The sequence below is a fragment of the Pseudonocardia sp. ZF1 genome, from assembly GCF_056835605.1.
The window spans coordinates 496,202-522,736 of sequence record NZ_JAJNBY010000001.1 but is presented as its reverse complement, the minus strand read 5'-3'; the positions used below and the strand labels follow the sequence as shown (position 1 = coordinate 522,736).

The 26,535-nt window shown below is 72.5% G+C and carries 15 protein-coding genes and 3 rRNA genes; 6 read left to right on the top strand and 12 right to left on the bottom strand.

Translation table 11 applies throughout. From position 1 onward, the window contains the following. Position 1: 1 nt before the first annotated feature. Entirely contained in the window at positions 2-1,237 is a 1,236-nt protein-coding gene (locus ZF1_RS02640) for an oxygenase MpaB family protein (RefSeq protein ID WP_357439252.1), read from the bottom strand. Positions 1,238-1,293: 56 nt separating this feature from the next. Here ZF1_RS02640 and ZF1_RS02635 point away from each other — a divergent pair, with 56 nt between their 5' ends. Further along, positions 1,294-1,950 (top strand): TetR/AcrR family transcriptional regulator, encoded by a 657-nt coding sequence (locus tag ZF1_RS02635; RefSeq protein WP_482636369.1) that lies wholly within the window; start codon positions 1,294-1,296, stop codon positions 1,948-1,950. Here ZF1_RS02635 and ZF1_RS02630 read toward each other — a convergent pair. From ZF1_RS02630 to ZF1_RS02610, 5 genes are all read right to left on the bottom strand, one after another. Continuing rightward, positions 1,896-2,330 (bottom strand): rhodanese-like domain-containing protein, encoded by a 435-nt coding sequence (locus ZF1_RS02630; RefSeq protein WP_226354896.1) that lies wholly within the window; start codon positions 2,328-2,330, stop codon positions 1,896-1,898. The genes ZF1_RS02635 and ZF1_RS02630 overlap by 55 nt on opposite strands. Continuing rightward, positions 2,327-2,872, bottom strand: a complete 546-nt coding sequence (locus tag ZF1_RS02625; protein WP_346105909.1) for a cysteine dioxygenase — start codon at positions 2,870-2,872, stop codon at positions 2,327-2,329. The genes ZF1_RS02630 and ZF1_RS02625 overlap by 4 nt, the downstream gene beginning before the upstream one ends. Positions 2,873-3,104: 232 nt before the next feature. Next, the gene (locus ZF1_RS02620; RefSeq protein WP_482636368.1) at positions 3,105-8,702 is read right to left on the bottom strand and encodes a SpoIIE family protein phosphatase; all 5,598 of its coding nucleotides are present in this window, start codon (positions 8,700-8,702) and stop codon (positions 3,105-3,107) included. A gap of 74 nt (positions 8,703-8,776) precedes the next feature. After that, complete coding sequence (locus ZF1_RS02615; RefSeq protein WP_357439262.1) at positions 8,777-9,637, bottom strand: alpha/beta hydrolase; 861 nt, start codon at positions 9,635-9,637, stop codon at positions 8,777-8,779. Beyond that, complete coding sequence (locus ZF1_RS02610) at positions 9,634-12,069, bottom strand: carboxypeptidase regulatory-like domain-containing protein (protein WP_482636367.1); 2,436 nt, start codon at positions 12,067-12,069, stop codon at positions 9,634-9,636. Before ZF1_RS02610 ends, ZF1_RS02615 begins: the two co-directional genes overlap by 4 nt. 254 nt (positions 12,070-12,323) lie before the next feature. Between ZF1_RS02610 and malQ the strand changes: the two genes are divergently transcribed. After that, positions 12,324-14,324 carry a 4-alpha-glucanotransferase gene (gene malQ, locus ZF1_RS02605; RefSeq protein ID WP_251787166.1) on the top strand — a complete coding sequence of 667 codons (2,001 nt, stop codon included), beginning with the start codon at positions 12,324-12,326 and terminating at the stop codon, positions 14,322-14,324. A 28-nt stretch (positions 14,325-14,352) separates the two neighbouring features. Then, a complete protein-coding gene (locus ZF1_RS02600; protein ID WP_357439271.1) occupies positions 14,353-15,168 on the top strand; it encodes a 2-keto-4-pentenoate hydratase in 816 nt (271 codons plus the stop codon). A 12-nt stretch (positions 15,169-15,180) separates the two neighbouring features. Here ZF1_RS02600 and ZF1_RS02595 read toward each other — a convergent pair whose 3' ends face one another. After that, positions 15,181-16,059: a diacylglycerol/lipid kinase family protein gene (locus ZF1_RS02595; protein WP_062404079.1), complete on the bottom strand. Its 879-nt coding sequence runs from the start codon at positions 16,057-16,059 to the stop codon at positions 15,181-15,183. Positions 16,060-16,112: 53 nt separating this feature from the next. On the opposite strand from ZF1_RS02595, the gene ZF1_RS02590 reads away from it, so the two are divergent. The 3 genes from ZF1_RS02590 to ZF1_RS02580 are packed head-to-tail and all read left to right on the top strand — an operon-like array spanning position 16,113 to position 18,448. Continuing rightward, complete coding sequence (locus tag ZF1_RS02590) at positions 16,113-16,913, top strand: SDR family NAD(P)-dependent oxidoreductase (protein ID WP_357439273.1); 801 nt, start codon at positions 16,113-16,115, stop codon at positions 16,911-16,913. A 36-nt stretch (positions 16,914-16,949) separates the two neighbouring features. After that, entirely contained in the window at positions 16,950-17,324 is a 375-nt protein-coding gene (locus ZF1_RS02585) for an RNA-binding S4 domain-containing protein (RefSeq protein ID WP_357439276.1), read from the top strand. 20 nt (positions 17,325-17,344) lie between these two features. Continuing rightward, the gene (locus ZF1_RS02580) at positions 17,345-18,448 is read left to right on the top strand and encodes a quinone-dependent dihydroorotate dehydrogenase (RefSeq protein WP_357439279.1); all 1,104 of its coding nucleotides are present in this window, start codon (positions 17,345-17,347) and stop codon (positions 18,446-18,448) included. A gap of 344 nt (positions 18,449-18,792) precedes the next feature. Here the strand turns inward: ZF1_RS02580 and rrf are convergent. The 5 genes from rrf to ZF1_RS02555 form a co-directional block, all read right to left on the bottom strand. Beyond that, a 5S ribosomal RNA gene (rrf, locus tag ZF1_RS02575) occupies positions 18,793-18,909 on the bottom strand. A gap of 141 nt (positions 18,910-19,050) precedes the next feature. After that, a 23S ribosomal RNA gene (locus tag ZF1_RS02570) occupies positions 19,051-22,133 on the bottom strand. Between the two features lie 324 nt (positions 22,134-22,457). After that, positions 22,458-23,977: ribosomal RNA gene (locus tag ZF1_RS02565) — 16S ribosomal RNA — on the bottom strand. Together the 16S, 23S and 5S rRNA genes form the textbook arrangement of a ribosomal RNA operon. Positions 23,978-25,163: 1,186 nt before the next feature. After that, entirely contained in the window at positions 25,164-25,847 is a 684-nt protein-coding gene (locus tag ZF1_RS02560; protein ID WP_357440788.1) for a hypothetical protein, read from the bottom strand. 87 nt (positions 25,848-25,934) lie between these two features. Continuing rightward, the gene (locus ZF1_RS02555) at positions 25,935-26,453 is read right to left on the bottom strand and encodes a CvpA family protein (RefSeq protein WP_062399769.1); all 519 of its coding nucleotides are present in this window, start codon (positions 26,451-26,453) and stop codon (positions 25,935-25,937) included. Positions 26,454-26,535 lie beyond the last annotated feature (82 nt).

The window sequence follows — 26,535 nt, the reverse complement described above, 5'->3', positions numbered from 1 at the left end:
GTCAGGCGGCCAGGTCGCGGGGGCCGGGCGTCTCGCGGCCGAAGCGACGGGCCAGGTCGGCCTCGACGCGGCGGTCCGAGCGGCGCTCCAGCCACCGCCGCCCCCGTGCGGTCCGCGCGACGAGCAGCGACTCGACCAGGTTGCGCAGCACCTGCGACGGCCACATCCACGCCGCGGTCACCGGCAGGTCCAGGTCGCGCAGGCCCTCGGCGCGCAGGAACACCCGCAGCAGCGACAGCAGCCGTCGTCGCTCCCAGGCGCCGCGGAACCGGTCGGCGGGGCCACCGGTCCGCTCGCTGCGCAGCCCCTCGACGAGCGCGCCCGCGAGCAGCGGGCCTGCCGGGGTGACGTCGCCCTGGGCCAGCACGATGTGGTGGTTGAACGCGTTCTGGGCGCGCTCGGTGTCGAACAGCCAGTCGTCGTCGACGCCCATCAGCCACCCGACGTAGCGCCACAGGTGCATGATCGCGTCGCCGTCGGCGCGCGGGACGTGCCGTCCGAGCAGGCGGCAGCCGAGGATCGCGGTGCTGTTGAACAGCCCGAGCGTGGCCGCGGCGTCGGCCTGGTTGATCGGCAGCCCGTGGCCGGCGACGTCGTAGCGGTCGCCCCGCTCGAACCGCTCCGCGACGAGGGCGTGCATGGCGCGCACGTGCAGCGTCGCCGCCCAGCCCGCACCGCCGGGCACCATCCCGCCGGGACGGCTGACGGCGAACGCCCACGCCTGGGTCTCACCGAGGCGGCGCATCGCGCCGGCGCCGGTGAGCCCACCGGTGCGGACGAGCAGCTCGGTGGGGCCGCCGTAGCGGTAGCCGCCGATCAGCGAGAGTCCCAGCAGCACGTCGTCGCGGCTGCGGCCGAGCCTGCGGTAGGCGCGGGCGCCGCGCTCGAGCAGGTCCCGGTCGAGCCAGTCCGGGTCCGGGGTGACCGCGGCGAGGAAGTCCCGCAGCGCGGGCGGGGCGTCGGCCGGCGCGGCGCCCGCGGCCAGCGCGGTGTGCAACGCCCGCATGGTCACACGGCCGCTGCCGGCGTGGCCGGTCTCGTCGCGGTCGCGTCCCATCGCACGGGCCAGCGCGGCGCCGGTCTCGTCACGGGTGAGCATCCGGCGGCCGATCTCGGCGAGCAGCGCGGGGTCGGGGTCGCGGACCCCGGCGACCAGGCCGAGCGGACGGGCGATCCGCGCGGCACGCTCGGGCGCACTGCGGAAGCGTCGCGGGGCGACGGGCGGCTCTGCCAGCATGGACCGATGCTGACACGAGCGAATGCTCGCCTTCAACGCGCGTTCCGGGGCGCCCGGTGAGCGGGCGCGGGGCCCGGCGGCGCGAGCCGCGCCAGGAGCGGTCCCGGGCGATGGTGGAGCGGATCGTCGCGGCGGGCCGGGACGTGCTGGTCACCCGCGGGTACGACGGCGCGTCGACGAACCGGATCGCGGCCGCCGCCGGGGTGTCGCCCGGGTCGCTCTACCAGTACTTCCCGGACAAGGACGCGGTGCTGACCGAGGTGCTGGATCGCTACCTCGACGCGATGGAGGCTCGCGTCTCGCGCGCGTTCCTCGACTCGGTCGCCGCGGCCGGGCCGGGGGCGGGCACCGCGCCGGCGGTGCGCGCGACCCTCGAGACCCTGCTCGACACGTTCGGCGAGGAGCCGGACCTGCTACGGGTGATCGTCGAGCAGCTGCCGCGCTCCCCCGGCGGGCGCCGGGCCGCGTTCGCCGGCCGGATCGACGACCTGGTCACCACGGTGCTGCTCACCCGCGGCGCCGGGCACACCGACGCGGCGCGGGCCGCGGCGTGGACGGTCGTGCGGACCGTCGAGCACCTCACCACCGGGTTCGTGCTGGAGCGGCCCGGGTTCGCGCGGGCGGTCGTCGTCGACGAGCTGACCGCGCTGGTAGCGGGCTACCTCGACGCGCGCCTGTCCGGCGGACGGGTGGCGTCGGACGGGCCGTCCTGACCGGCCTCGACCGGGAGCCCGGCCGCGGCCCAGGCGCGGAAGCCGCCGTCGACGTCGGTGGCCCGGTGCAGCCCGATGTCCTGCAGCGACGCGGCGGCCAGGCTGGAGCTGTAGCCCTCCGAGCAGAACAGCACCCAGGCGACGTCGTGGTCGACGGCCTCGGGGACGCGAGCGTCGGAGGTCGGGTCGAGGCGCCACTCCAGGTGGTTGCGCTCGATCACCAGCGCGCCCGGGATCTGCCCCTCCTCACGACGCTGCCACCCCGGCCGGGTGTCGACCAGGTGCGCCCCGGCCGCGGCGAGCTCCGCGGCACGCCGCGGGTCCGGCCGGTCGAGCCGGGCGCGGGCGGCGGCGAGCAGGTCGGCGACGGTGCGGCTCATCCGACACCCCGGCCGGGTTCGACGAGCTCGGTGCGGGTGCGGCGCAGCCGCTGGTGGCCGGTGGTGCCCGCGACGTCCTCGACGTCGTAGTAGGACATCGCCGACAGCGGCGGGGAGTAGGCGTGCACGCTCACCGCGGGGGCGTCGGCGGTGTTGGCGACGTCGTGCACGTGGCCCAGCGGGAAGCCGGCGCCGCGGCCGTGACGCAGGGTCCGGGTGCGCAGCCCGGACGGTCCGCTCCAGCGGCGCTCGGTCAGCGAGCCGGACACCACGGTGAGGGCGCCGAGGGAGCCCGCGTGGTCGTGCAGCTCCGCGATCTGCTCGGTGGCCCAACTGATCAGCCAGACGTCGACGAAGCCGTCGCTGCGCAGCAGCCGGTACCAGCGGCGCTCCGGGTCGACGACGACCTCGTGTCGCCCGGAGCGCACCTCGGCGGCGATCTCGCGGGTCAGCTCCTGCAGGTCCTCGAGGCCGTACGGGGTGGGCGCGGTGACGGGTCGTGCGTGCGGGACGCGCAGGCGGGCGGGGCGGGACGCGGGCACGGAGGCAGGCGCGGACACGGTGGTGCTCCAGGGGACGATCGGGCGAGCGTGGTCGGGGGACTCAGCTCGGGCGACAGCCCTGGTCGAAGTGGTCGGCGCGACGGGTGCCCCACAGGGGTCCGAGGGTCGCTGCCTGACTCATGCCGGGAATGGCATCACAGCGGTGGGCACGGTTTCAACCCGCCGTCCGGCCCGCGGGAGGACCCCGTGCGTGTCCGGACAGGTCGGCGGGTCAGGCGCCGTCGTCGTCGGACATGCCGATGACGGTGTCGAGCCCCGACAGCACCAGCGAGCGGCGGGCCTGGCTGCCCGCGGGCGCGACGAGGGTGAGCGCCGCGCCGTTGGTCCGCATCCGGCGGGCGACCTCCGACAGCAGGGCCATCCCGGCGCTGCTGACGAACGCCTCCCCCGGCAGGTTCAGGGTGATCGGCAGCCCGCGGTCGACGTGCTCCATCAGCGGGGCCCGGATCGCCGAGACCCCACCGAGGTCGAGGTCGCCGACGATCCCGATCCGCACGCCGTGCGCGTCCGGGACGGCACGCAGCCGGGCCCGGACGGTGCCGTCGTCGCCGTCGCCGGACGGGGTGTCGATCCGGTCGCGGTCCGGCTCGGGCTCCCCGGCGACGAACTCCACCGGCGGTCCCGCGCCCGGGGTGCCCACCTCGACCGGGATCGCGGGCAGCAGGAACCGCACGGTGGTGCCGGAGTCCGACGGGTCGATGTGCACGTCCCCGGCGAGCTCGTGGATGAGCGCGATGCCGCGGCCGCGGTAGCCCGGGTCGGGCGGCGGGGGCCGCCAGCGTCCGCCGTCGGTGACGCGCACCGCGACCGAGCCGTCCGCGGTCAGCGCCAGGTCGAGGTCGACCCCGGCGCGCCCGTCGGTGTCCTCGGGCAGATAGGCGTGCTCGATGGAGTTGGTGGCGGCCTCGCCGACGGTCAGCTGCAGGTCGCTGACCGCGTCCGGGCCCATCCCGCACTGCGCGGCCCAGGCGGCCACCGCGCGACGCAGCGGGGCGAGCCGTTTCGGGTCGGCCTCGATCGCGATCCGCAGCGGCGGCGGCATGAGCCGGGCGACGACGACGACCGTGTCGTCGGGGATGACCGTCCCCTCGGACATGCGGTGCAGCAGCGTGTCCGCCATGTCGCGGGGCTGGGCGGCGGACAGCTCGTCGAACGCGGCGGACAGCCGGGCCAGGCCGTCGTCGATGACCTCGTTGCGGCGTTCGAACAGGCCGTCCGAGCAGAGCAGGATCGTCTCGCCGGGCTCCATCCGGTCCACGGCCTCGGGGAACGGGGGCCGCCCGGAGATCCCCAGCGGCACGCCGCGGCCCTCGGACAGGGTCCGCACCCCGTCCGGGCCCGCGACCAGCGGCGGCGGGTGGCCGGCGCTGGCGTAGCGCATCTCGCCGGTGCCGGTGTCGATCGTCGCGATGGCCACGGTGCTGGCCGTCGCGCCGCGCACCCGCAACGCGTACTGGTCGAGCTGCTCCAGCGCCCGCGCCGGGGGCTGGCCGTTGACCAGGTTCGACGCGACCGCGGACCGCAGCTGGCCCATCACCGCGGCCGCCGCGGGGCCGCGGCCGACGACGTCGCCGACGACGAGTGCCACCAGGTCGTCGCCGAGGTCCAGGACGTCGAACCAGTCGCCCCCGGCCTCGGTGCCCTGGGTGCCGGGGCGGTAGCGGGTGGCCAGCGACAGCCGTTCGATGTCGGGCAGGCGCTGGGGCAGCAGGCTGCGCTGCAGGGTGACCGCGACCTCGTGCTCGGCCTGGTGCAGCTGGGCGCGGACGATCGCCTGCGCGCACTGGTTGGCCAGGGTCAGCACGAAGCTGCGCTGCTCGGGGGTGAACACCGGTTCGGTCTCGAAACGCAGCCCGATGACGCCGATCGGGCGGGCCGCGACCATCAGCGGCACCGCGGTATGGACCGGGTAGCGCAGCACCTCGCCGCCGGCGGGCCCGTCGGCGTTCCAGATCGGCTCGCCACTGCTGACCGCGCGGCTCAGCGGGTGCGCGCGGCCGGGGGTGCGCATCGGCGGGCCGTCGGCGGGCCAGCCGGTCTCCCGGAGCAGCGAGAGCGCGCCGCCCTCGTCGACGACGAGCACCGCGACCGCGTCGGCCCCGATCGAGATCCGGCCGTGCTCGACGACGACCTCGGCGACCGACTCCAGGTCGGTGGCCCGGGCCAGCCCGGTCGCGACCGCGCCGAGGCGTTCGGCGAGCCGCCGGGCCTCGGTCTCGGCCTCCAGCATCGACGCCCGGTCGAGCGCCTGTGCGGCGAGCTCGGCGACGGCGACGGCCGCCTCCTTGTCCGCGTCGGAGAGTCGTCGCTCGGTCAGCATGGCGACGGCGAGGACCCCCAGCGAGCGTCCGCCGGCGACGAGCGGCAGGTAGCCGATGGTCTGGGCGTGGTCCGGTGCGATGCCGATGGCCGCGGGGTAGCGCGTCGCCCACTCGTGCGCGGTGGTGAACCACATCGGCTCGTGCCCGGACAGCACCTCGGTGAACGCCAGCGGCGCGTCGACCCGGATCCGGGCGGCGCGCTGCCACATGTCGCGGTCCCACCCGTGGCCGGTGAGCGCCTGCAGCCACTCCCCGCGGATCTCCCAGAGCCCGGCGTGGTCGGCGTCGAGCAGGTCGACGATGTGGTCCGCGGCGATCGCGGCGACCTCGCCGGGGGTCGCCGCGGCCGACATCTTGGCGGTGGCGCGGTGCAGCAGGCCCAGGCGCTGGGCCGAGGCTCGTTCCTGCTCCAGCAGGCGGGCGTTGTCGACGGCCAGCCCGGCCCGTCGCCCGATCTCGGACAGGAGGTCCAGGTCGTCGTCGGTGTAGGGGTCGCCCGACTCGGTGCGGACGACGGTCAGCACGGCGCTGGTGCGTCCGCGGGCGGGCAGCGGCACGACCATCGCCGAGGTCATGCGCAGCCGGGTCCAGGCCCGGCGCTGGGTGGGCGCGAGCCGGCCCAGTACCTCGTCGAGGTGGGCGGCGTCGAGGATCTCGGGGCGGCCGTCGTCGTCGGCGGGGACCAGCGGGGCCAGCCGCCACAGCGAGGGCTCCAGCGCCGAGCGCTGCGCGGACACGGCGAGGGTGCCGGTGCCGGTGACCGCGTCGGCGTCGTGGACCACGGCGATGTCGGCGAGCCGGTCCTCGACGACGGCGCGGACGAGCTGGTCGGTGCGCCCGGTGCGGGTGATCTCCCGTTCCAGGGACTCGGCGACCTCGGAGTAGATGCGGTGCCGGCGCTGCTCACGGTGCTGGACGTCGATGTCGAGGCAGCCGCCGACGTAGCCCGCGGAGCGTTCGCCGTCGCGGACGGGGGCGCCGCGGTCGAGCACCCAGCGGTAGCGGCCCGCCCGGTCCAGCAGCCGGTACTCGACCTCGAACGGCGCGTGCGCGCGGGCGGCGGCGGAGGTCACCGAGCGGTAGCGCTCGCGGTCGTCGGGGTGGATGCGGCGGCGCCAGTCGTGGCCCAGCTCCTGCGCCGCGTCCTCGACGCCGGTGAAGTCCAGCCAGCCCCGGTTGACGAACAGCCGGTGCCCGCCCGGGTCGTCGACCCAGATCAGTGCCGGGGTGGAGTCGGCCATGGCCCGGAACTGCAGCTCGGCGGCCCGGCGGACCCGGCCGAGCTGCAGGTGGTTCGCGACCCGGGCGAGCAGCTCGCGGGCGGAGAACGGGCGGACCAGGTAGTCGTCGGCGCCGGCGGCGAACCCCTCGACGGCGGCCTCCTCCCCGGCCCGCGACGACAGCAGCACGACCGGCACCCCGACCGTGCGGGGATCCGACCGCAGCGCCCGCAGGAGCTCGATGCCGCCGTTGCCGGGCAGCGCCGCGTCGACGACGACCAGGTCCGGCGGGTCGGTGCGGGCGGACTCCAGTGCGGCCGCACCGTCCGCGACGACCCGGACGGTCCAGCGTTCGACGAGCAGGTCGCGCAGGTAGCCGCGCATCTCGCGGTCGTCGTCGACGACGAGCACCCGATCGCGGTGGTCGACCTCCAGCCCGTCGACGACGGACCCGTCCACCGAGCGGCCGCGGGCGAGGACCGGTGCGGCGCCCGCGGGCTCGGGGGCGTCGGGCAGCCAGCGCAGCGCCTCCGCCACGTAGGGCGCGGCGAGCTGCGGGGCGGCGCGGGACCCGACCTGGGCCCGGACGAGGCGTTCGGGGGGCAGGTGGGCGAAGCCCAGCGGCAGCCGCACGGTGAAGGTGCTGCCCGCGCCGGGCTCGCTGGTCACCCCGATGGTGCCGCCGTGCAGACGGACCAGCTGGCGGATCAGCGGCAGGCCGAGGCCGCTGCCGTCGCCGCTGCGGCCGTGCCGCCGGGTGGGACGGTGGAAGCGGTCGAACACCGCGTCGAGCTCGCCGTCGACGATGCCGGCGCCGGTGTCGGAGACCCGCAGGACGACCTGTTCGCCGTCCTGGGCGAGGTCGACGGTGATCGTGCCCTGGCGGGTGTACTTGACCGCGTTGCTGAGCAGGTTGAGGACGACCTTCTCCCAGGCGTCGCGGTCCACCCAGACCGGCCGGACCTGCGGCGGGCAGGACACCGCCAGCTCCAGCCCGGCCCGCTCGACGACGGGCGCGAACGCGTCGACGAGCGCTGCGGTGGTCTTCCCGATCTCGGTCGGGGCGAACAGGCCGTCGTGCTTGCCGGTCTGCAGGGCGGAGACGTCCACCAGCCCGTCGACGAGCTTGAGCATCCGCTGCGCGTTGCGCTGCGCGAGCTCCACCTGGGTGCGGACGGCGGCGTCGTCGTGGTCGCGCAGCCGCTCCAGCGGTCCGAGGACGAGGGTCAGCGGGTCGCGGAACTCGTCGCCGAGGCCGGCGTAGTACTCGGCGCGGGCCTGCTCGATCAGCCCGGTGTCGTCGCGCCGGTCGCGCTCGCGGTCGCGGGCGAGCGCGGCGGTCAGCACGCCGCCGACGGTGCCCGCGACCAGCCGCAGGAACGAGCGGTGGTCCTCGTCGAGCGGGAGCAACGGCGGCGCCCCGATGACGACGGCGATGCCGGCCGACCCGTCGGGGGTGTGCACCGTCGCCCGGACGACGTCGGTGACCGGGACGCCGTCGTCGCCGTGGACCGCGACCGGGTCGACGGCGACGAACTCGACGTCGGTGACGTGGTCGGGGTCGAGGTCGTCGGGGAGCCAGCCCGCGGGCGGCGCGTCGATGCGGACGGTGGCCAGCGGGCCGGGGTCGGCGCCGACCGTCGTCACCACGGCGCAGCCGACGTCGTCGGGCAGGTCGGTCAGGACCGTGGTGAGCCGTTCGACGGCGATGTCCAGCGTCGGTGCGTCCCGGGCCACCTCGCCGAGCGCGGCCAGGAGCGCCATCCGCCGGCCCCCGACGACCTGCGCGGTGGTCTCGGCCGTGAAGACGATCAGGCCGAGGACGCCGCCGTCGGGACCGCGGACCGGGGTCGCGGAGTAGGTCCACCACGTGACCTCCGGGGTGTCCCAGCGCCGCAGCACGATCCGGTCGTCGCTGCGGTAGATGCCCTCGCGGTCCCCGGAGAGCAGCTCGTGGAGGTGGCTCCCGAGATGCGCGGTGATCTCCGGCCAGCCCTCCCTCAGGGGCTTGCCGAAGGACCGGGGGTGGCGCAGGCCGGAGTGCCCGGCGAACTCGTCGTTGTAGAACAGGACGAGCTCGGGCCCCCACCACGCGACGAGCGGCTGGCGGCTCTCCAGCATGAACCGGATGGTGTCCTCGAGCTCGCGGTCCCAGGTGTCGCGCGCGCCGAGCGGGGTCGCCGACCAGTCGATCGTCGCCAGCAGGTCGCGGACGGGGACGTACTCGTCCTCCGTCCGCCGGTCGAACCGCTCCACCGTGCGCGCCACCCCGTTCCGCCGTACCGGCCCCAGGATCGCACCACCGGGGCGGGTCCGGCGCGGTGAGGCGGGGATCGGTCGGGTCAGGTCGCCTGACCGGCCGCGTCGCGGTGCCGGTCGAGCCAGTCCCGCAGGTCCGCGAGCGGGGTCGCCCGGCCCGGTTCGTGGTAGATCTCGTGCCAGAAACCGTCGTACCAGAGCACGGTGGTGTCGGCCGACCCGGAGCGCTCGTCGAGCAGCCGGGTGCCCGCCGGGTCGGTCAGCCGGTCCGCGGTCCCGTGCTGCACGAGCAGCGGGATCCGAAGCTCGGCGGCCTGGACGGGCAGCTCGGCCATCTGCCGGTAGATCTCCGCGCCGAGAGCCAGGGTGGGGCGGCCGTGGTGCACGAGCGGGTCGGCGTCGTAGTCGGCGACGACGGCCGGGTCCGAGCTGATCGCGGAGGTGTCGATCCCGACCGGGCGGACCGTGGGCAGGACCTTCGCGACGACCGACAGCAGCGGCACGAGCGCGGCCGGGACGGCGTCGGAGGCCAGTGCGGGCGCGGACAGGACGAGCCCGTCGAGGCGGTTCTGGTGGCGCAGCGCGTAGGCGAGCGCGATCTGGCCGCCGAGGCTGTGCCCGAGCAGGAACACCGGGACGCCGGGGTGGCGGGCGATGGTCTCGCGGCGGAACGTCTCGAAGTCGGTGAGCAGGTCGTCGTAGCGGCGGACGTGCACCCGGGTGCCGCCGGAGCGGCCGTGGCCGCGGTGGTCGAGGCCGTACACGGCCCAGCCGTCCGGGACCAGCGTGTCGACGACGGCGTCGTAGCGGCCGGAGTGCTCACCGATGCCGTGGCTGACCAGCAGGACGCCACTCGGGTCGCCCTCGGGGAGGCGGCCCTGCCAGAACAGCTCGACACCGCCGACGCCGGGGAGCCGGCCGTGGACCTCCGTGGTGCCGGTCACGAGCCCGCCAGGTCCCGCCGCTCGTCGCCACCGGGGACGAGGTCGACCTCCACGCCCGGGCCGTCGCCCGCGGCGAGCAGGTAGCGGCCGGGGTCGAGGTCGGCCAGGCGGTAGGTCCCGTCCGCCGCGGCGGTCGTCGAGGCGACCGGTTCGCCGTCCTGGGAGAGCACGACGCCGGTGCCCGCGGGCGCCGAGCCGTGGACGGCGGCGGCAGCGGCCAGGCGCAGGGTGGTGCCGGCGTCGTCGTCGCCGACGGTGCAGGTCGCGACGCCGGGCAGGTGTCCGTCGGCGCGGGCGACGACGACGAACGCCCCGGCGCCCGGCGCCGTGACGTGCGCCGTACCGTCGGCGTCGGTGGTGGCGGAGCCGATCGGCCCGCCGGAGCGGTCGCGCAGCGCGACCTCGGCGCCGGGCAGCGGGGCGTCGGTGGCGTCGACGACGCGGACCTCGATGTCCTGTGGTGCCGTGTCCGGCACGACCGCCGACGGCACGGGCCCGGTCCTGAGCACGGACAGGGAGACGTCCTCGGCGCGGTCGGGGCGGGTGGCGGTGGTCGGGCCGGCGTGCAGGGGTGTCTCCTCGGCCTCCGGCGCGGTGGTGGACCGCTCCGGGGTGGTGGGGTCCGGGGTCGGGGCATCGGCCTGCGGGTCCTGCTCCTGCAGGGCCTGGTCCCGTGGGGCCTGCTCGTGCGAGGCCTGCTCGTCCGGGGCCTGGCGGGGCGGGGCCGGGTCCGTCGCTTCGGGGGCGGCGGTCGCGGCGTCGTCCGTCGCGGCGTCGTCCGTCGCGGCGTCGTCCGTCGCGGCGTCGTCCGTCGCGGCGTCGTCCGTCGCGGCGTCGTCCGTCGCGGCGTCGTCCGTCGCGGCGTCGTCCGTCGTGGCGTCGTCGGTCGTGGCGTCGTCGGTCGTCCCGGCTCCGGCCGCATCCCCGGTCGGGGTCTCGCGCTCGCCGGTGTCCGGCACGGAGGCGTCGGTGTCCCCCGCCGGACCACGGACGTCGACGGCGTCGACCGCACCGGCGGCGCGGTCGGTGGTCACCGTGCCGCCGGAGCCCGCCTCGGAACCGGCGTCCCCGGTCTCGCCGGACACGACGGTGTCCTCGACAGGAGCGGTGTCCTCGTCGGGGCCGCTGTCGGTGGCGGACGTCCCGCGCAGCGACGGGGCGAGGTGCCGTGGTCCACTCCCGGGACGCGCCGACCGAAGGACCCGCGGGGCGGGCCGCGGCGGCGGCTCGGGGCTGTCAGTGCTCTCGCGCGTGGCACGGGCGCCGGAGGCGGCGAGCCCGATCGACGGGATCCGGCTCACCGGCGGGGTGTCGCCGGCCGTCTCGGGTGCGCCGGCCTGCTCGGGGACGCGGCCCGCCCAGGTGTGCGGGGTCGAGATGCGGTCCCGGGCCTCGCGGAACTCCCGCTCGGTGTCCGGGTCGGCCGGGGCACGGACCGACGTGCGCTCCGACGGCAGCGCCGTGACCCGCCGGACCAGGTCCGGGTCGAAGGGCGCGCGGGACGGGGTCGTGGCGGCGGGCAGGGCCTCGTCGACCGACTCGTCGGCCTCCTCCCCAGCGGAGGCGGTGTCCCCGGAGGAGGCGGTGTCCCCGACGGGCGCGACGTCCCCGGTGACGCCGGTCGGCGCGGTGACGCCGGTCGACGCGTCGGCGGGCGCCTCGGACGCGGTCGTCGACGCGTCGCCCACGACCGCGGTCCCGGAGGTGGGCGTGCTGATGTCGGGCGCCGAGCTGTCCGGGCCGGTGCCGGTGGCCGCGGTCGCCTCGTCGGCGGTACGGGCAGCGGGGTCCGCGACCGGCCGTCGTCGCACGAAGGGCGTCGGGGCCGGGGTCCGCCGGGCCGGTGCCACCTCGACGGGCTCGAGCGGTTTGCCGTCCTTGAACCCGCGCGACCAGGGCGGGCCGACCGGGCCCGCGCTCACGTCGGGCGTCACCCGCGGGACCGCCGGCAGCTCGTCGGTGGGATCGGCCGTGCCGACCGCCTCGGTGATGTCGGGCGCCGACGACGACGGCCCGACGTCCGGGGCGGTGTCCTCCGCGTCGGGGGGCCGCGGGCGCTCCTGCTGCGGACGGACCGCGGCGACGGGCGTGGTCGCGGCGACCGTGTCGTCGGGACCGTCGTCCGCCGCGGCGGCGGACCCGGCGGTCTCACGGTCCGCGGCCGGCTCCTCGTCGACCACGGGCTCCGGGGCATCGTCGACCGGAGGCGCCGGAGGCGCCGCGGGCACGGACGGGTCGGGCGCGGGCCTGCCGGGCCCGTCGTCGAGGCCGCGGGCGCGGCGGTCGACGAGATCGGCGACGGTGCGCGGACGGTCCCCTTCGGACGACGCGACGTCGTCCTCCCGGCCCCGCCCCCACCGCAGGAACCCGGCGATCCCGACGGCCACCAGCACCACCACCACAACCAGCCCGAGCAGGGCCCACGTCGACATCTCCGAAGTCCTCCTGCCGGAGCTGCGCGAACCGTCGTCCACGACAGGGTGCGGCCCGGGAGGAGGTACCCGTCGCCGGGCCCCGCCGCCCGGCCGGCCACGGTGACCCGGTCGGCGCATCCGGCGACGCACCGTAGCACCGCGGCCCCCCTGACCGGGGGTGATCGGAGGCGTCCCGCGTGTCGGTCGCGGCGGTTGCCCGTATCACCCCGGGCGGCCGGGCCGGGCCGCCGCTCATCCGCCAGGATCGACCCATGACCAGCGACCCGGTGACCCCCGAGCTCGCCGAGATCGCCGACGCGTACGGCGTCGCGACCTCGTACCTCGACGGCAGCAGGACCGAGCAGCCGATCGACGCGGAGGTGGTCCGCACCGTCCTCGGGTTGCTGGAGGTCGACGTCGCCTCCCCCGAGGCGCAACGGGTGGCGCTCGCCGGGGCCCGCGAGCGCGCCGGCGCCGGGGCGCTGCCGCCGACGATCGGACTGCGCAGCGACCGTTCCCGCACCGTGCCGGGCCGTGGTCGCCTCACCGCCGTCGACGGTGCGCGTGGCGACGAGGGATGGGCCCGCGACATCGACGGCGAACTCCCCGCCGGGCTGGAGCCGGGCCGCTACGCGTGCGAGACGACGGCCGGGCGTGCCCACGTCGTCGTCGCGCCGCCCAGGCTGCCCGACCCGCCCCGGACGTGGGGCTGGATGCTGCAGCTCTACGCCCTGCACTCGCGCGACTCGTGGGGCATCGGCGACCTGGGCGACCTGACCACGCTGATCCGCGGCGGGCACGGCGCGGGCGCGGTGCTGCTCAACCCGCTGCACGCGATCACCCCGGTGCCGCCGGTGCAGCCGTCGCCGTACACACCGTCGTCGCGCCGCTACGCCACCCCGCTGAGCCTGCGGGTCACCGACCTCCCGGCCTACGCCGCCGCGGACGCGGCCACCCGCGCCGAGGTCGACGCCCTGCGCCCGGAGACGACCGGCGACCGGATCGCGCACGACCGGGTCTGGGCGGCGAAGCGGTCCGCGCTGGAGGCGTTGTGGCGCAGCGCCGGGTACCCCGACGGCGCCCCGGATGCCGACCTGCGCGATTTCGCGACCTACTGCGCGCTGGCCGAGCGCTTCGGCGGCCGCTGGTCGCTGTGGCCCGACGACCTGCGTCGTCCCGACGCCCCCGGCGTCGCCGCCGCCCGTGCCGAACTGGCGCCGCGCGTCGCGTTCCACGCCTGGGTGCAGCGCCAGGCCGAGGCGCAGCTGGCCGGGGTCCGGGCCGCGGCGAAGGACGCGGGGATGCCGGTCGGTGTCATCCACGACCTCGCCGTGGGCTGCGACCCCGAGGGCGCCGACGCGTGGATGCTGCAGGACGTGCTCGCGCTCGGCGCGACGGTCGGTGCACCGCCGGACGCGTTCAACCAGCGCGGCCAGACGTGGGGCCTGCCGCCGTGGCGCCCGGACCGCCTCGCCGACACCGGTTACGCCGCGTTCGGCGACATGACCCGCGCACTGCTCGCGCACGCCGACGGCCTGCGGATCGACCACGTCATGGGGCTGTGGCGGCTGTGGTGGGTGCCGTCGGGGCAGACGGCCGACCGCGGCACCTACGTCCACTACGACGCCGACGCGATGCTCGCGGTACTGCTGCTGGAGGCCCACCGCGCGGGCGCGCTGGTCGTCGGCGAGGACCTGGGCACGGTGATCCCGCGGATCCGCGAGGACATGGCCGAGCGGAACCTGCTGGGCTCGACGGTGCTGTGGTTCTCCCGCGACCCCGACCCGGTGACCGGCGGGGACGACGGCCCGCTGCGCCCGCCGCGTCGCTGGCCCGAGCGGTCGGTCGCGACGATCTCCACCCACGACCTGCCGACCGCGCCCGGGTTCCTGGCCGGTGAGCAGGTGCGGGTGCGCGCCGAGCTGGGGCTCCTCGACGACCCGACGACCGAGGAGGCGAAGGCCGGAGCCGAACGGGACGAGCTGCTGGCGTTGCTGACCTCGGAGGGGCTGCTCGACTCCCCGGACGAGACCGACGAGGACACGATCGTCGTCGCGTTGCACGCGCTGCTGGCGTCGGCGCCGTCGCGGCTGGTCCTGGCGTCCCTCTACGACGTACTGGGCGAGACGCGGCAGCCGAACCTGCCCGGCACCGTCGACGAGTACCCGAACTGGCGAATCCCGCTGCCGGTGTCGCTGGAGGACGCGCTCGCCGACGACCGGGTCCGCCGCGTCGCCGAGGTGCTGCGCGCCCGGACCGGCGACGACGGCTGACCCGCGGCCCTGGCAGGATGCCGCCCCGATGAGTGCCGAGAACAGCTCCGCGGGCATGGACCCGGCCGCCGTCGACCTCGTGCGGGCCGACGGCACCGCCGGTGCGTTGTGGCAGGCCTGGACCACCGGCGAGCGGATCGCCGCGCTGCCGGAGCTGCTGCGTCCGCGCAGCCTGGCCGAGGGATTCGCCGCGCAGGGCAGGTTGTCGGAGCGGGCCGGGCCGTCCTACGGCTGGAAGCTCGCGGCGACCGCGCCCGCCGGGCAGGCCCACATCGGGGTGGACGCCCCGCTGCCGGGGGCGCTGTTCGAGCGGTTCCGGCACTCCCCCGGTGACGTGGTGCCCTCCGACGACCTGCACATGGCCGTCGCCGAGGCGGAGTTCGCGTTCGTGATGGGTGCCCCGGTGGGTGCCGGCGCGACCCGCGAGGAGCTGCGCGCCGCGGTCGCGGCCGTGCACGGGGCGGTGGAGCTGCCCGAGTCGCGGTTCACCGACTTCGTCGCCGCGGGGGCGCCGTCGCTGATGGCCGACGCCGCGTGCGCCGGCCGGTTCGTGCTGGGACCGGAGCTCCCCGGCGCCCTCGACCTCGACCTCGCCGCGACCCCGACCACCCTGCAGGTCGACGAGGAGCAGGCGGCCGGGTCCGGCGCGGCCGTCCTCGGGGACCCGTGGACCGCGCTGGCGTGGCTCGCCGACGTCCTGCCCGGCTACGGCCTGCGGCTCGAGGCGGGCGCGGTCGTCACCACCGGGACGACGACCGTCCCGATGCCCGTGCACCGCGGCGCCCGGGTGCGGGCGAGCTTCGGCGACGACCTCGGCGCGGTGGAGTTCACGCTCGCCCCGTGAGCACGGCGGGGGTCAGCGCACGACGTTGAGTGCCCCGGCCGCGCAGCGGACGCGGATCGCGGTGCCGCCGGCGACCTCGTCGACCTCGCCGTCGATCTGCACCGGCATCGGCCCGCACGCGGTGAACCGGAAGTCCGAGGTCGCGGGCTGGCGGCCGAGCCCGGAGAACGCCGCCCGGGCCGCCACCCACAGCTGCTTCCACTTCGGACGGTGCTCCAGCAGCACGACCTCGAACCGGCCGTCGTCGGGACGGCTCGTGGCCGACAGCTCGGCGACCTTGGCCATCTCGCCGATGTTGGCGAAGACCAGGTTGTCGATCCGGCGCCGGTCGCCGCGGGAGAACTCCACCTCGAACGGGGTGAACGCCCAGAACGCCCGCACCGTGGTGATCACCTCGCGGATGCTGCCCTTGCCGCCCTTCTCGATCTGCAGCGCGACGACGGGGGTCAGCCCGAACCCGATGTAGGAGTGCGCGTAGTGCGGCGGGTCGTCGTCGCGGTGCATCTCGAGCAGGTCCATCGGCTCGGGGCGGCCGTCGAGGATCGCCTCGGCCAGCGGACGGCGTGCGGTGACGCGGTCGTGGTCGTTGGCGTTCCCGGCGGCGAGGACGGCGGCCGAGGCGTCCGTGCCGGGGACGTCCATGATCCCGTTGACGACCTCGTTGTAGCCGCCGTCGCCGGACGCCGACACGATGAGCGGGCGCCCGCCTGCGGACGCGGCCTCGCGGGCGATGACGCGGGCGTGCCCGGCGTACTCGGTGGGTACCAGCCGCACGGCCAGCTCGGGCCGGGCGGCGCCGAGCTCGTCGCGCAGCTGTTCGGCGAGCACGTCGGCGTCCCCCGTACTGCCCGGGTTGAAGACCACCAGCACGGAGTCGATCGGCTCAGCCACGCGCACACCGTAGACGCCTGCGGTCCCGGCAGGGTTGCGGCACGGTGGGAACCATGGATCTGCAACTGAACGGGCGCCGGGCGATCGTCACCGGTGGGAGCCGCGGCATCGGGTTGGCGACGGCCAGGGCGCTCGCCGCCGAGGGCGCCCGGGTGGCGTTGTTCGCGCGCGACGCCGGCGCCCTGGAGGCCGCGGCGGCCGGACTGCGCGCCGAGGGCGCGCCGGAGGTGCTGGCCGTCGCCGTCGACACCACCGACGACGACGCGGTCCGCCGGGGTGTCGCCGCCGTCGCCGACCGGTTCGGTGGGGTGGACGTGCTGGTGAACGCCGCGGCGCGGCCGGCGAGCGCGGGCCCGCCGACCGACCTGGCCTCGATCACCGACGACGCGGTGCGGGTCGAGCTGGAGACGAAGCTCCTCGGCTACCTGCGGTGCGCGCGGGCGGTCGCGCCGCTGATGCGGGCGCAGGGGTGGGGGCGGATCGTGAACGTCAGCGGCCTGAACGCACGGAAGTCGACGTCGCTGGTGGGGTCGGTGCGCAACGTCGCGGTGGCCTCGATGACGGCGGCGCTCGCCCAGGAGCTGGGTCCGCACGGCATCAACGTGACGGTCGTGCACCCCGGTGCCACCGAGACCGAGCGGACGCCCGACGCCGTCGCCGCGCGGGCGGAGTCGGCCGGGATCACCGGGGGTGAGGCCCGCGCGGAGCTGGACGCGACGACGACGATCGGCCGCATCACGACCGCCGCGGAGGTCGCCGACGTCATCACGTTCCTGTGCTCGCCCCGTTCGGTCGCGATCACCGGCGACGCCGTCGCCGCGGGCGGGGGAACACCGGGCGTCGTGCACTACTGAGGCCCGGACCGCCGTCCCGGATGGCACGATGGTCCGATGGAGGGGACCCGCGTGGACCGGTGGCTGTGGTCGGTGCGCCTGGCCAAGACCCGTGCCGACGCCGCGACGGCGTGCCGGGGCGGGCACGTGCGGATCAACGACCGGCCCGCGAAGCCGGCGGCGACGGTGCAGGTCGGCGACCGGGTGCGGGCGCGGGTGTACGACCGGAACCGGATCGTCGAGGTCACCCGGGTGATCGAGAAGCGGGTCGGTGCCCCGATCGCGCAGGAGTGCTACATCGACCACACCCCGCCGGAGCCGAGCACCGCGGGGCAGCCGTTGTTCGCCCACCGCGACCGCGGCGCCGGCCGCCCGACGAAGCGCGACCGCCGCATGCTCGACCAGCTGGGGCTGTCCCGCCGCACCAACTAGGCCGGTGTGAGGATGGGGGCATGTACGACGCCCTCATGCGCCACGTGCTCCGGCACGTCCCGTCCGAACCCGCGCACCGGATGGGGTTCGGTGTCGTCCGCGCGCTCGGGACCGCACCCGTCGTGGGTGAGCGGGTGGCGGAGCGGTTCGCCCCGTCGGACCCCGTGCTGCGCACCCGGGCGCTGGGTCTGGAGTTCGCGGGCCCACTCGGTCTCGCCGCCGGTTTCGACAAGGACGCCGAGGGTGTGCTCGCGCTCGGCAGGCTCGGGTTCGGCGCGGTCGAGATCGGCACGGTGACCGGCCGGGCGCAGCCCGGCAACCCGCGGCCCCGCCTGTTCCGGCTCGTCGACGACGCCGCGCTGGTCAACCGGATGGGCTTCAACAACTCCGGTGCCGGGACCGTCGGGCCCCGCCTCGCCGCGCTCCGGGCCCGCTCCGGGCCGGGTATGCCGGTGCTCGGGGTCAACATCGGCAAGAGCAAGGCGGTACCCGCCGAGGACGCCGCGTCGGACTACCGTGCGAGCGCCGCCGCGCTGGGCGCCTACGCCGACTACGTCGTGGTCAACGTCAGCTCCCCGAACACCCCCGGTCTGCGGGACCTGCAGCAGGTCGACGTGCTGGAGCCGCTGCTCGTCGCGGTCCGCGAGGAACTGGACCGGGTGTCCCGGGACCGTCGTGTCCCGCTCCTGGTGAAGATCACGGTCGACCTCGCGCCGGAGGATCTCGACGCCGTCGCCGACCTGGCCCGCCGGATGCGGCTCGACGGGGTCGTCGCCACGAACACGACCGTCGCCCGCGACGGTCTGCGCACTGCCCCCGACGTCGTCGCCGCCACCGGTGCGGGTGGGCTGTCCGGCCGTCCGCTGACCGAGCGGGCCCGTGCCGTCGTGCGGCAGCTGCGGACCCGCCTCGACGACGACCAGGTCCTCGTCTCCGTCGGCGGGATCGCCGACGCCGAGGAGGCCTACCGCCGGATCCGTTCCGGCGCGGCACTGGTGCAGGCCTACACCGGTTTCGTCTACGGCGGTCTGCTCTGGCCGGCCCGGGTCCACCGTGAGCTCGCGGCGCTGTTGCGCGCCGACGGCTTCTCGTGCGTCGACGACGCCGTGGGCGCCGATCTCTGACGCCCGCGGCGCGGGTGTTCCCGCCGGTCGCCCTCCCCGCATCCCACGTCGCACACGTTTCTGCGACCTCGCAGCCCCCGCAGAGGGCGCGAGACCACAGGAAAGGGTGCGAGGTGCGGCCGGCCCACCAGCAGGACCGGACCGAGATGCGGCCCCCGACTCCGCCGGGGGAGCGGCACGGCCCCGACCAGCAACCCCTCAGGGACCCGTGCCAGCGCTCGGGGACGAACACACCGACACCCGACCCGGGCCGGGCCGGGTAGCACGCATCGGACCGAGAAACGGTCCGGAAACGAGAAATGCCCCGGACTCGAAAGTCCGGGGCATCTCCCATGAAAGTTGAATGTCGGCGACGACCTACTCTCCCACACCCTGGCGAGTGCAGTACCATCGGCGCTGGAAGGCTTAGCTACCGGGTTCGGAATGGGACCGGGCGTTTCCCTACCGCAATGACCACCGACAACACTATCCAACTATCACCCCACCCCGAACCCGGGGACAGGGGTCGAGCACACAAGCCAACCCACAAACCCCCCCGGATCACCGGGGACAGTGTGGATGGTTGTGGACTCAGGGTCACACAGTGGATGCGAACAACTCGTTGTGGCAAGCCCTCGGCCTATTAGTACCGGTCAACTCCACCCCTCACAGGGCTTCCATCTCCGGCCTATCAACCCAGTCATCTACTGGGAGCCTTACCCACTCGAAGGTGGTGGGAGACCTCATCTTGGAACAGGCTTCCCGCTTAGATGCCTTCAGCGGTTATCCCTCCCGAACATAGCCAACCAGCCGTGCCCCTGGCGGGACAACTGGCACACCAGAGGTTCGTCCGTCCCGGTCCTCTCGTACTAGGGACAGCCTTCCTCAAGTCTCCAACGCGCGCGGCGGATAGGGACCGAACTGTCTCACGACGTTCTAAACCCAGCTCGCGTACCGCTTTAATGGGCGAACAGCCCAACCCTTGGGACCTACTCCAGCCCCAGGATGCGACGAGCCGACATCGAGGTGCCAAACCATGCCGTCGATATGGACTCTTGGGCAAGATCAGCCTGTTATCCCCGGGGTACCTTTTATCCGTTGAGCGACACCCCTTCCACAAGGTGGTGCCGGATCACTAGTCCCGACTTTCGTCCCTGCTCGACCCGTCAGTCTCACAGTCAAGCTCCCTTGTGCACTTACACTCAACACCTGATTGCCAACCAGGCTGAGGGAACCTTTGGGCGCCTCCGTTACTCTTTGGGAGGCAACCGCCCCAGTTAAACTACCCACCAGGCACTGTCCCTGAACCAGATCATGGCCCGAGGTTAAGACACCCAATTCGACCAGAGTGGTATTTCAACAACGACTCCACCACCACTGGCGTGATAGCTTCACAGTCTCCCACCTATCCTACACAAGCCGAACCGAGCACCAATACCAAGCTATAGTAAAGGTCCCGGGGTCTTTCCGTCCTGCCGCGCGTAACGAGCATCTTTACTCGTAGTGCAATTTCGCCGAGTCTGTGGTCGAGACAGCGCCCAAGTCGTTACGCCATTCGTGCAGGTCGGAACTTACCCGACAAGGAATTTCGCTACCTTAGGATGGTTATAGTTACCACCGCCGTTTACTGGCGCTTAAATTCTCCGCTTCGCCCCGAAGAGCTAACAGGTCCTCTTAACGTTCCAGCACCGGGCAGGCGTCAGTCCGTATACATCGTCTTGCGACTTCGCACGGACCTGTGTTTTTAGTAAACAGTCGCTTGGGCCTGGTCTCTGCGACCGGCCGTCCCTAGCCCGCAAGGAGCCTCAAGACAACCGGCCCTCCTTCTCCCGAAGTTACGGAGGTATTTTGCCGAATTCCTTAACCACAGTTCGCTCGATCGCCTCGGTATTCTCTACCTGACCACCTGTGTCGGTTTGGGGTACGGGCCGCAACAGCACTCGCTAGAGGCTTTTCTCGACAGCATGGGATCACCCTCTTCGCCTCAATCGGCTACGCATCACCTCTCACCCTTTGATGAGCCCCGGATTTACCTAGGACTCGGGCTACAGGCTTACACCACGACAACCACCGCGTGGCGGAGCTACCCTCCTGCGTCACCCCATCACTTGCCTACTACCAGATCGGATCCCACGCTCCCCCACAAACAACACTCCCGAAGGAACGAAGGTGGGTTCGGATGGTTAGCATCACCAGCCTCGGCATGGACGCACTATCACGAGCACGGGAATATCAACCCGTTGTCCATCGACTACGCCTGACGGCCTCGCCTTAGGTCCCGGCTCACCCTGGGCGGAACAACCTGGCCCAGGAACCCTTGGTCATCCGGCGGCAGAGATTCTCACTCTGCATTCGCTACTCATGCCTGCATTCTCACTCCCACACCCTCCACCCGTAAATCACTCCCGGGCTTCACCAGATGCAGGACGCTCCCCTACCCAACAACACCTAAGTGTCATTGCCACGGCTTCGGCGGTGCGCTTGAGCCCCGCTACATTGTCGGCGCAGGACCACTTGACCAGTGAGCTATTACGCACTCTTTCAAGGGTGGCTGCTTCTAAGCCAACCTCCTGGTTGTCCGGGCGATCCCACATCCTTTCCCACTTAGCGCACGCTTAGGGGCCTTAGCCGGTGATCTGGGCTGTTTCCCTCTCGACCACGAAGCTTATCCCCCGCAGTCTCACTGCCGCGCTCTCACTCACCGGCATTCGGAGTTTGGCTGACTTCGGTAAGCTTGTCGGCCCCCTAGGCCATCCAGTGCTCTACCTCCGGTGAGAAACACACGACGCTGCACCTAAATGCATTTCGGGGAGAACCAGCTATCACGAAGTTTGATTGGCCTTTCACCCCTACCCACAGCTCATCCCCCAGGTTTTCAACCCTGGTGGGTTCGGGCCTCCACGACGTCTTACCGACGCTTCACCCTGGCCATGGGTAGATCACTCCGCTTCGGGTCTACACCCCGCGACTCAGACGCCCTATTCGGACTCGCTTTCGCTACGGCTACCCCACACAGGTTAACCTCGCCACGAAGCATAACTCGCAGGCTCATTCTTCAAAAGGCACGCCATCACCCCGAAAGGCTCTGACGGCTTGTAAGCACACGGTTTCAGGTACTATTTCACTCCCCTCCCGGGGTACTTTTCACCTTTCCCTCACGGTACTTGTCCGCTATCGGTCATCAGGTAGTATTTAGGCTTGACGGGTGGTCCCGCCAGATTCACAGCGAATTTCACGGGCTCGCTGCTACTCGAGAACACGCCCACAACAGAACCCAGTGTTTTCGCGTACGGGGCTATCACCCACTACGGCCGACCATCCCAGAGTCGTTCCGCTAACACAGGCACTTGCTGTCCCACCCTCGGCAGAAGATGAACGACACGTCTCACAACCCCGCACCCGCAACGCCTGCCGGCTTGACACGGACACGGTTTAGCCTCTTCCGCTTTCGCTCGCCACTACTCACGGAATCACTATTGTTTTCTCTTCCTGTGGGTACTGAGATGTTTCACTTCCCCACGTTCCCTCCACGCACCCTATGAATTCAGGTACGGGTAACGCCCCATGACGGGCGCTGGGTTTCCCCATTCGGACACCCTCGGATCACAGCTCGGTTGACAGCTCCCCGAGGCCTATCGCGGCCTCCCACGTCCTTCATCGGCTCCTGATGCCCAGGCATCCACCATGTGCTCTTAACAACTTGACCACAACAAGATGCTCGCATCCACTATGCAACACTCAACCCACAACCACACCCAACCAAGAAACAACCACCACCCACACACGCAGGCGTTAGGAAGCCCTCAACCAGAGCGGCCAAAGAAAACAACCCCAGCTCCGAAGAACCACAAGATGTCCTCTCAGGACCCAACAGTGTGCCAAGCCAAACGGTCCGACGTACTGCGTTCCACCCAACGCACCCGACCCACGAACGAGGCCGCAAATGCGATTCAATGAAGGAACCACAGACTCACCATGAGCAGAACTCACAGAGCATCGTGGCGCCCCATCACATGATGGGACTCCTTAGAAAGGAGGTGATCCAGCCGCACCTTCCGGTACGGCTACCTTGTTACGACTTCGTCCCAATCGCCAGTCCCACCTTCGACAGCTCCCTCCACAAGGGTTGGGCCGCCGGCTTCGGGTGTTACCAACTTTCGTGACGTGACGGGCGGTGTGTACAAGGCCCGGGAACGTATTCACCGCAGCGTTGCTGATCTGCGATTACTAGCGACTCCAACTTCACGGGGTCGAGTTGCAGACCCCGATCCGAACTGAGACTCACTTTAAGGGATTCGCTCCACCTCACGGTCTCGCAGCCCTCTGTATGAGCCATTGTAGCATGTGTGAAGCCCTGGACATAAGGGGCATGATGACTTGACGTCATCCCCACCTTCCTCCGAGTTGACCCCGGCAGTCTCCCATGAGTCCCCACCATTACGTGCTGGCAACATGGAACAAGGGTTGCGCTCGTTGCGGGACTTAACCCAACATCTCACGACACGAGCTGACGACAGCCATGCACCACCTGCACACCAACCACAAGGGAAGCCCTATCTCTAGGGATGTCTGGTGCATGTCAAACCCAGGTAAGGTTCTTCGCGTTGCATCGAATTAATCCACATGCTCCGCCGCTTGTGCGGGCCCCCGTCAATTCCTTTGAGTTTTAGCCTTGCGGCCGTACTCCCCAGGCGGGGCGCTTAATGCGTTAGCTGCGGCACAGAAACCGTGGAATGGTCCCCACACCTAGCGCCCAACGTTTACGGCGTGGACTACCAGGGTATCTAATCCTGTTCGCTCCCCACGCTTTCGCTCCTCAGCGTCAGTATCGGCCCAGAGACCCGCCTTCGCCACCGGTGTTCCTCCTGATATCTGCGCATTTCACCGCTACACCAGGAATTCCAGTCTCCCCTGCCGAACTCAAGTGATGCCCGTATCGACCGCACGCTCAGAGTTAAGCCCCAAGTTTTCACGGCCGACGCGACACACCGCCTACGAGCTCTTTACGCCCAATAATTCCGGACAACGCTCGCACCCTACGTGTTACCGCGGCTGCTGGCACGTAGTTGGCCGGTGCTTCTTCTCCAGGTACCGTCAATCGCTCTTCGTCCCTGGCGAAAGAGGTTTACAACCCGAAGGCCGTCATCCCCCACGCGGCGTCGCTGCGTCAGGCTTCCGCCCATTGCGCAATATTCCCCACTGCTGCCTCCCGTAGGAGTCTGGGCCGTGTCTCAGTCCCAGTGTGGCCGGTCGCCCTCTCAGGCCGGCTACCCGTCACCGCCTTGGTAGGCCATCACCCCACCAACAAGCTGATAGGCCGCGGGCCCATCCCCCACCGAAAAAACTTTCCACCACCAACCATGCGATCAGTGGTCCTATCCGGTATTAGACCCAGTTTCCCGGGCTTATCCCAGAGTGGAGGGCAGGTCACCCACGTGTTACTCACCCGTTCGCCGCTCGTGTACCCCCGAAAGGGCCTTACCGCTCGACTTGCATGTGTTAAGCACGCCGCCAGCGTTCGTCCTGAGCCAGGATCAAACTCTCCAACAAAACCCTGACTTGCAACAAACAACTAGCCACAACACCCGACGGGATCGAATGCTGCAACCAAACAAACAATTTGGCACAAAACGCTAAACCGAATCAAAATAGCTCGACACACTGTTGAGTTCTCAAAAGACACCCGCACCGCACTCACCCACCCCCAACAAGGAAGCAGGATCCTGAAGACGGATCGCCTTGACCCACAAAGGTAACCACATCGAGAAACTCGATGAACCACCGGGGGGTCGCTGTCCGCGGGGCCTGTTGACCGGGCCTCTCAGGGCCCGTTCTGTCCGGCTCACTCGCTGACAGGAAGAAAGTTACGGCACGGTGTCCGGGGCCGTCAAACCGGGGGGTCCCCCGGGCGAACATCGGGCGTCGTCGCAGGTCACCGCGGTGAGCGGAAGCGAACTCCTGGTTACCGACACCCTCTCACCGGGCGATACCGGCGATCACCGATCTGTGTGACGCCGACCACGGTCTCTTCGCGATGGGTTGTCCACGTGGTCTTCTCGGTGGTCGGGCCACCATCCGTTCAGGTCTCGAATCGGCCCGTGACCTGCGCCGTCAGGGTGCGGTCGGGGTGCGCCGTCAGGTGGTCGTCCGGTACCGCCGTGGTCCGGTTCCGGCCGTCGGCCGGAACCCCGCCCCGCACGACGGCCCGTGGTGACGGTGCAGGTGCCCCACTTCCGGCCCACCGTCGGATCCGGCCCGTCCTCCGCCGTCGCGAAGCAGGACGTCCACAGCGGAGCACCGGGGACGGCCTGGGCGATCGCCGGAACGGTCCTCCCGCGGGAGAAGCCGGAGCGGCCTCGACCCCTGCGATCCCGGGCCGTGCGGGGCTCGGCCGCGTCGCTCCGGCCCCCACCGTCCCGGGTGGGTGAGGCTCCGTCCCGCCGTTCCGGCTCCCGGAGCCCCACCACGGACGACGGGTGTTCCCCCGGATCGGCGCTCGACGGGCCGGACCACTCACCGATTTCTTGTCACGAAGACACGACGACGACCCGTCTGACCTGCGGGGACGACCGATGGTGGTGTCCGGGCCCGCGTCGTCACCGCATCAGGGGGGTATCCGTGCCCGTTCCGGCGCGTTGGTCCGTCGAGTGCTCCTCGTCGGATCCTGCAGCGCGTCGGGGGCGAATGCGCGACGCGATCCGACGAGGAGCACTCCCTTCTCCCCTCCCCCACGCGCTCACGGAGCGGCGGGAGCGGCCGGCGCCGCGGGAGCGGCGGACGACCCCGGGGCCGCGGGAGCAGCAGGGGCCGCGGGAGCGGCCGGGGCAGCGGCGCCGTCCTGGCGCGGAGCCGTGACACCCGGAGCCGTCGCACCCGGGGCGGCCGGGGCGGCGCCCGGAGCGGGCGGCGTCGGGGCCCCGGCAGGCGGCGCGGGCGGAGTCGCGCCGTCCCGACCCGGCCCACCGGCCGGACCGCACGCACCGGGGCCACCGGGACCGGCACCGTCGGGGCCGCGGCCCGGACCACCGGTCTCACCACCGGGGCCACCGGAGCCGTCGGGCCCGCCGGGTCCACCGGGGCCGCGGCCGTCGGCGGCGACCGCCGTGCGGGCGGGGCCGTCGCCCGGCCCGGCGAACGCGGTCCCGACGATCAGGCCGCTCGCGGTGGCCCCGACGACCAGGCCGATCACGCCGGCCGCGACCGCGGGCAGCGCGGACCGGCGTCGCAGGGCGGCGAACCGGCGTCGCCGCGGAGGGTCACCCGCGTCGAAGGCGGCGGCCACCGTCCCCCCGCCGTGCACGCCGTCCCGGACGTGCGGTGTCGGGGTGTGAGCGGTGGGGGTCTCGTCGGCGGGGACCGGGGGCTGCCGGTCGGTGGGGCGGTCGTCGTCGTCGCGCGGGGTGCGGTTCTCGTCGTTCATGGTTCTCCTCGGACGGTGCCGTACCCGGAAGCGGGCAGCGGCGGGTCGCGGACCGCCGGACGGCGGACCGCTGGGGGTCGGGTGGGATCAGCCGGCGGGAGGCCGCGCGGCGTCGACGACGTCGCGGGCGGCGGACGTCGTCGCGGGCAGCAGCTCCGACACCGAGTCGACGATCCGGCTGCCGCCCAGGGACTGCGCGAGCGTCGTCACGGGGGCGAGCGCCTCGGCGCTCACGACCGCGGGGACCACCCACGAGACCAGCCAGATCACCAGCAGTGCGGTCACGGCACCGGTGACGGCGCCGACGATGCGGTCCAGGAAGGACAACCTGCCGCGGGCGAGCACCCGGCTGACCAGTCCGCCGAGGAACCCGCCGACCAGCGAGCCCAGCAGCAGACCGGCGATCACCCCGACCAGGCCCCACAACCAGGCCGAGTCGGGGGTGTCGCCGTAGCGGGCCAGGTTCGAGCCCCAGGCCGCGCCGACGCCGGCACCGACCACGAGGCCGAGCAGGCGCCCGGCCCGGGCCACGCCGCCGAGGCGGCGGAACCCGCCGATCGCGGCGGCCACCACGATGATCAAGACGATCACGTCGAGCAGGGTCATCTCTTCCTCTCCGCGCCGCGGGCCGGGCGGCCCGTCGTCTCGGTGTCTGCCACGACAGTGCCCGCGGTACCTGAGACGGACC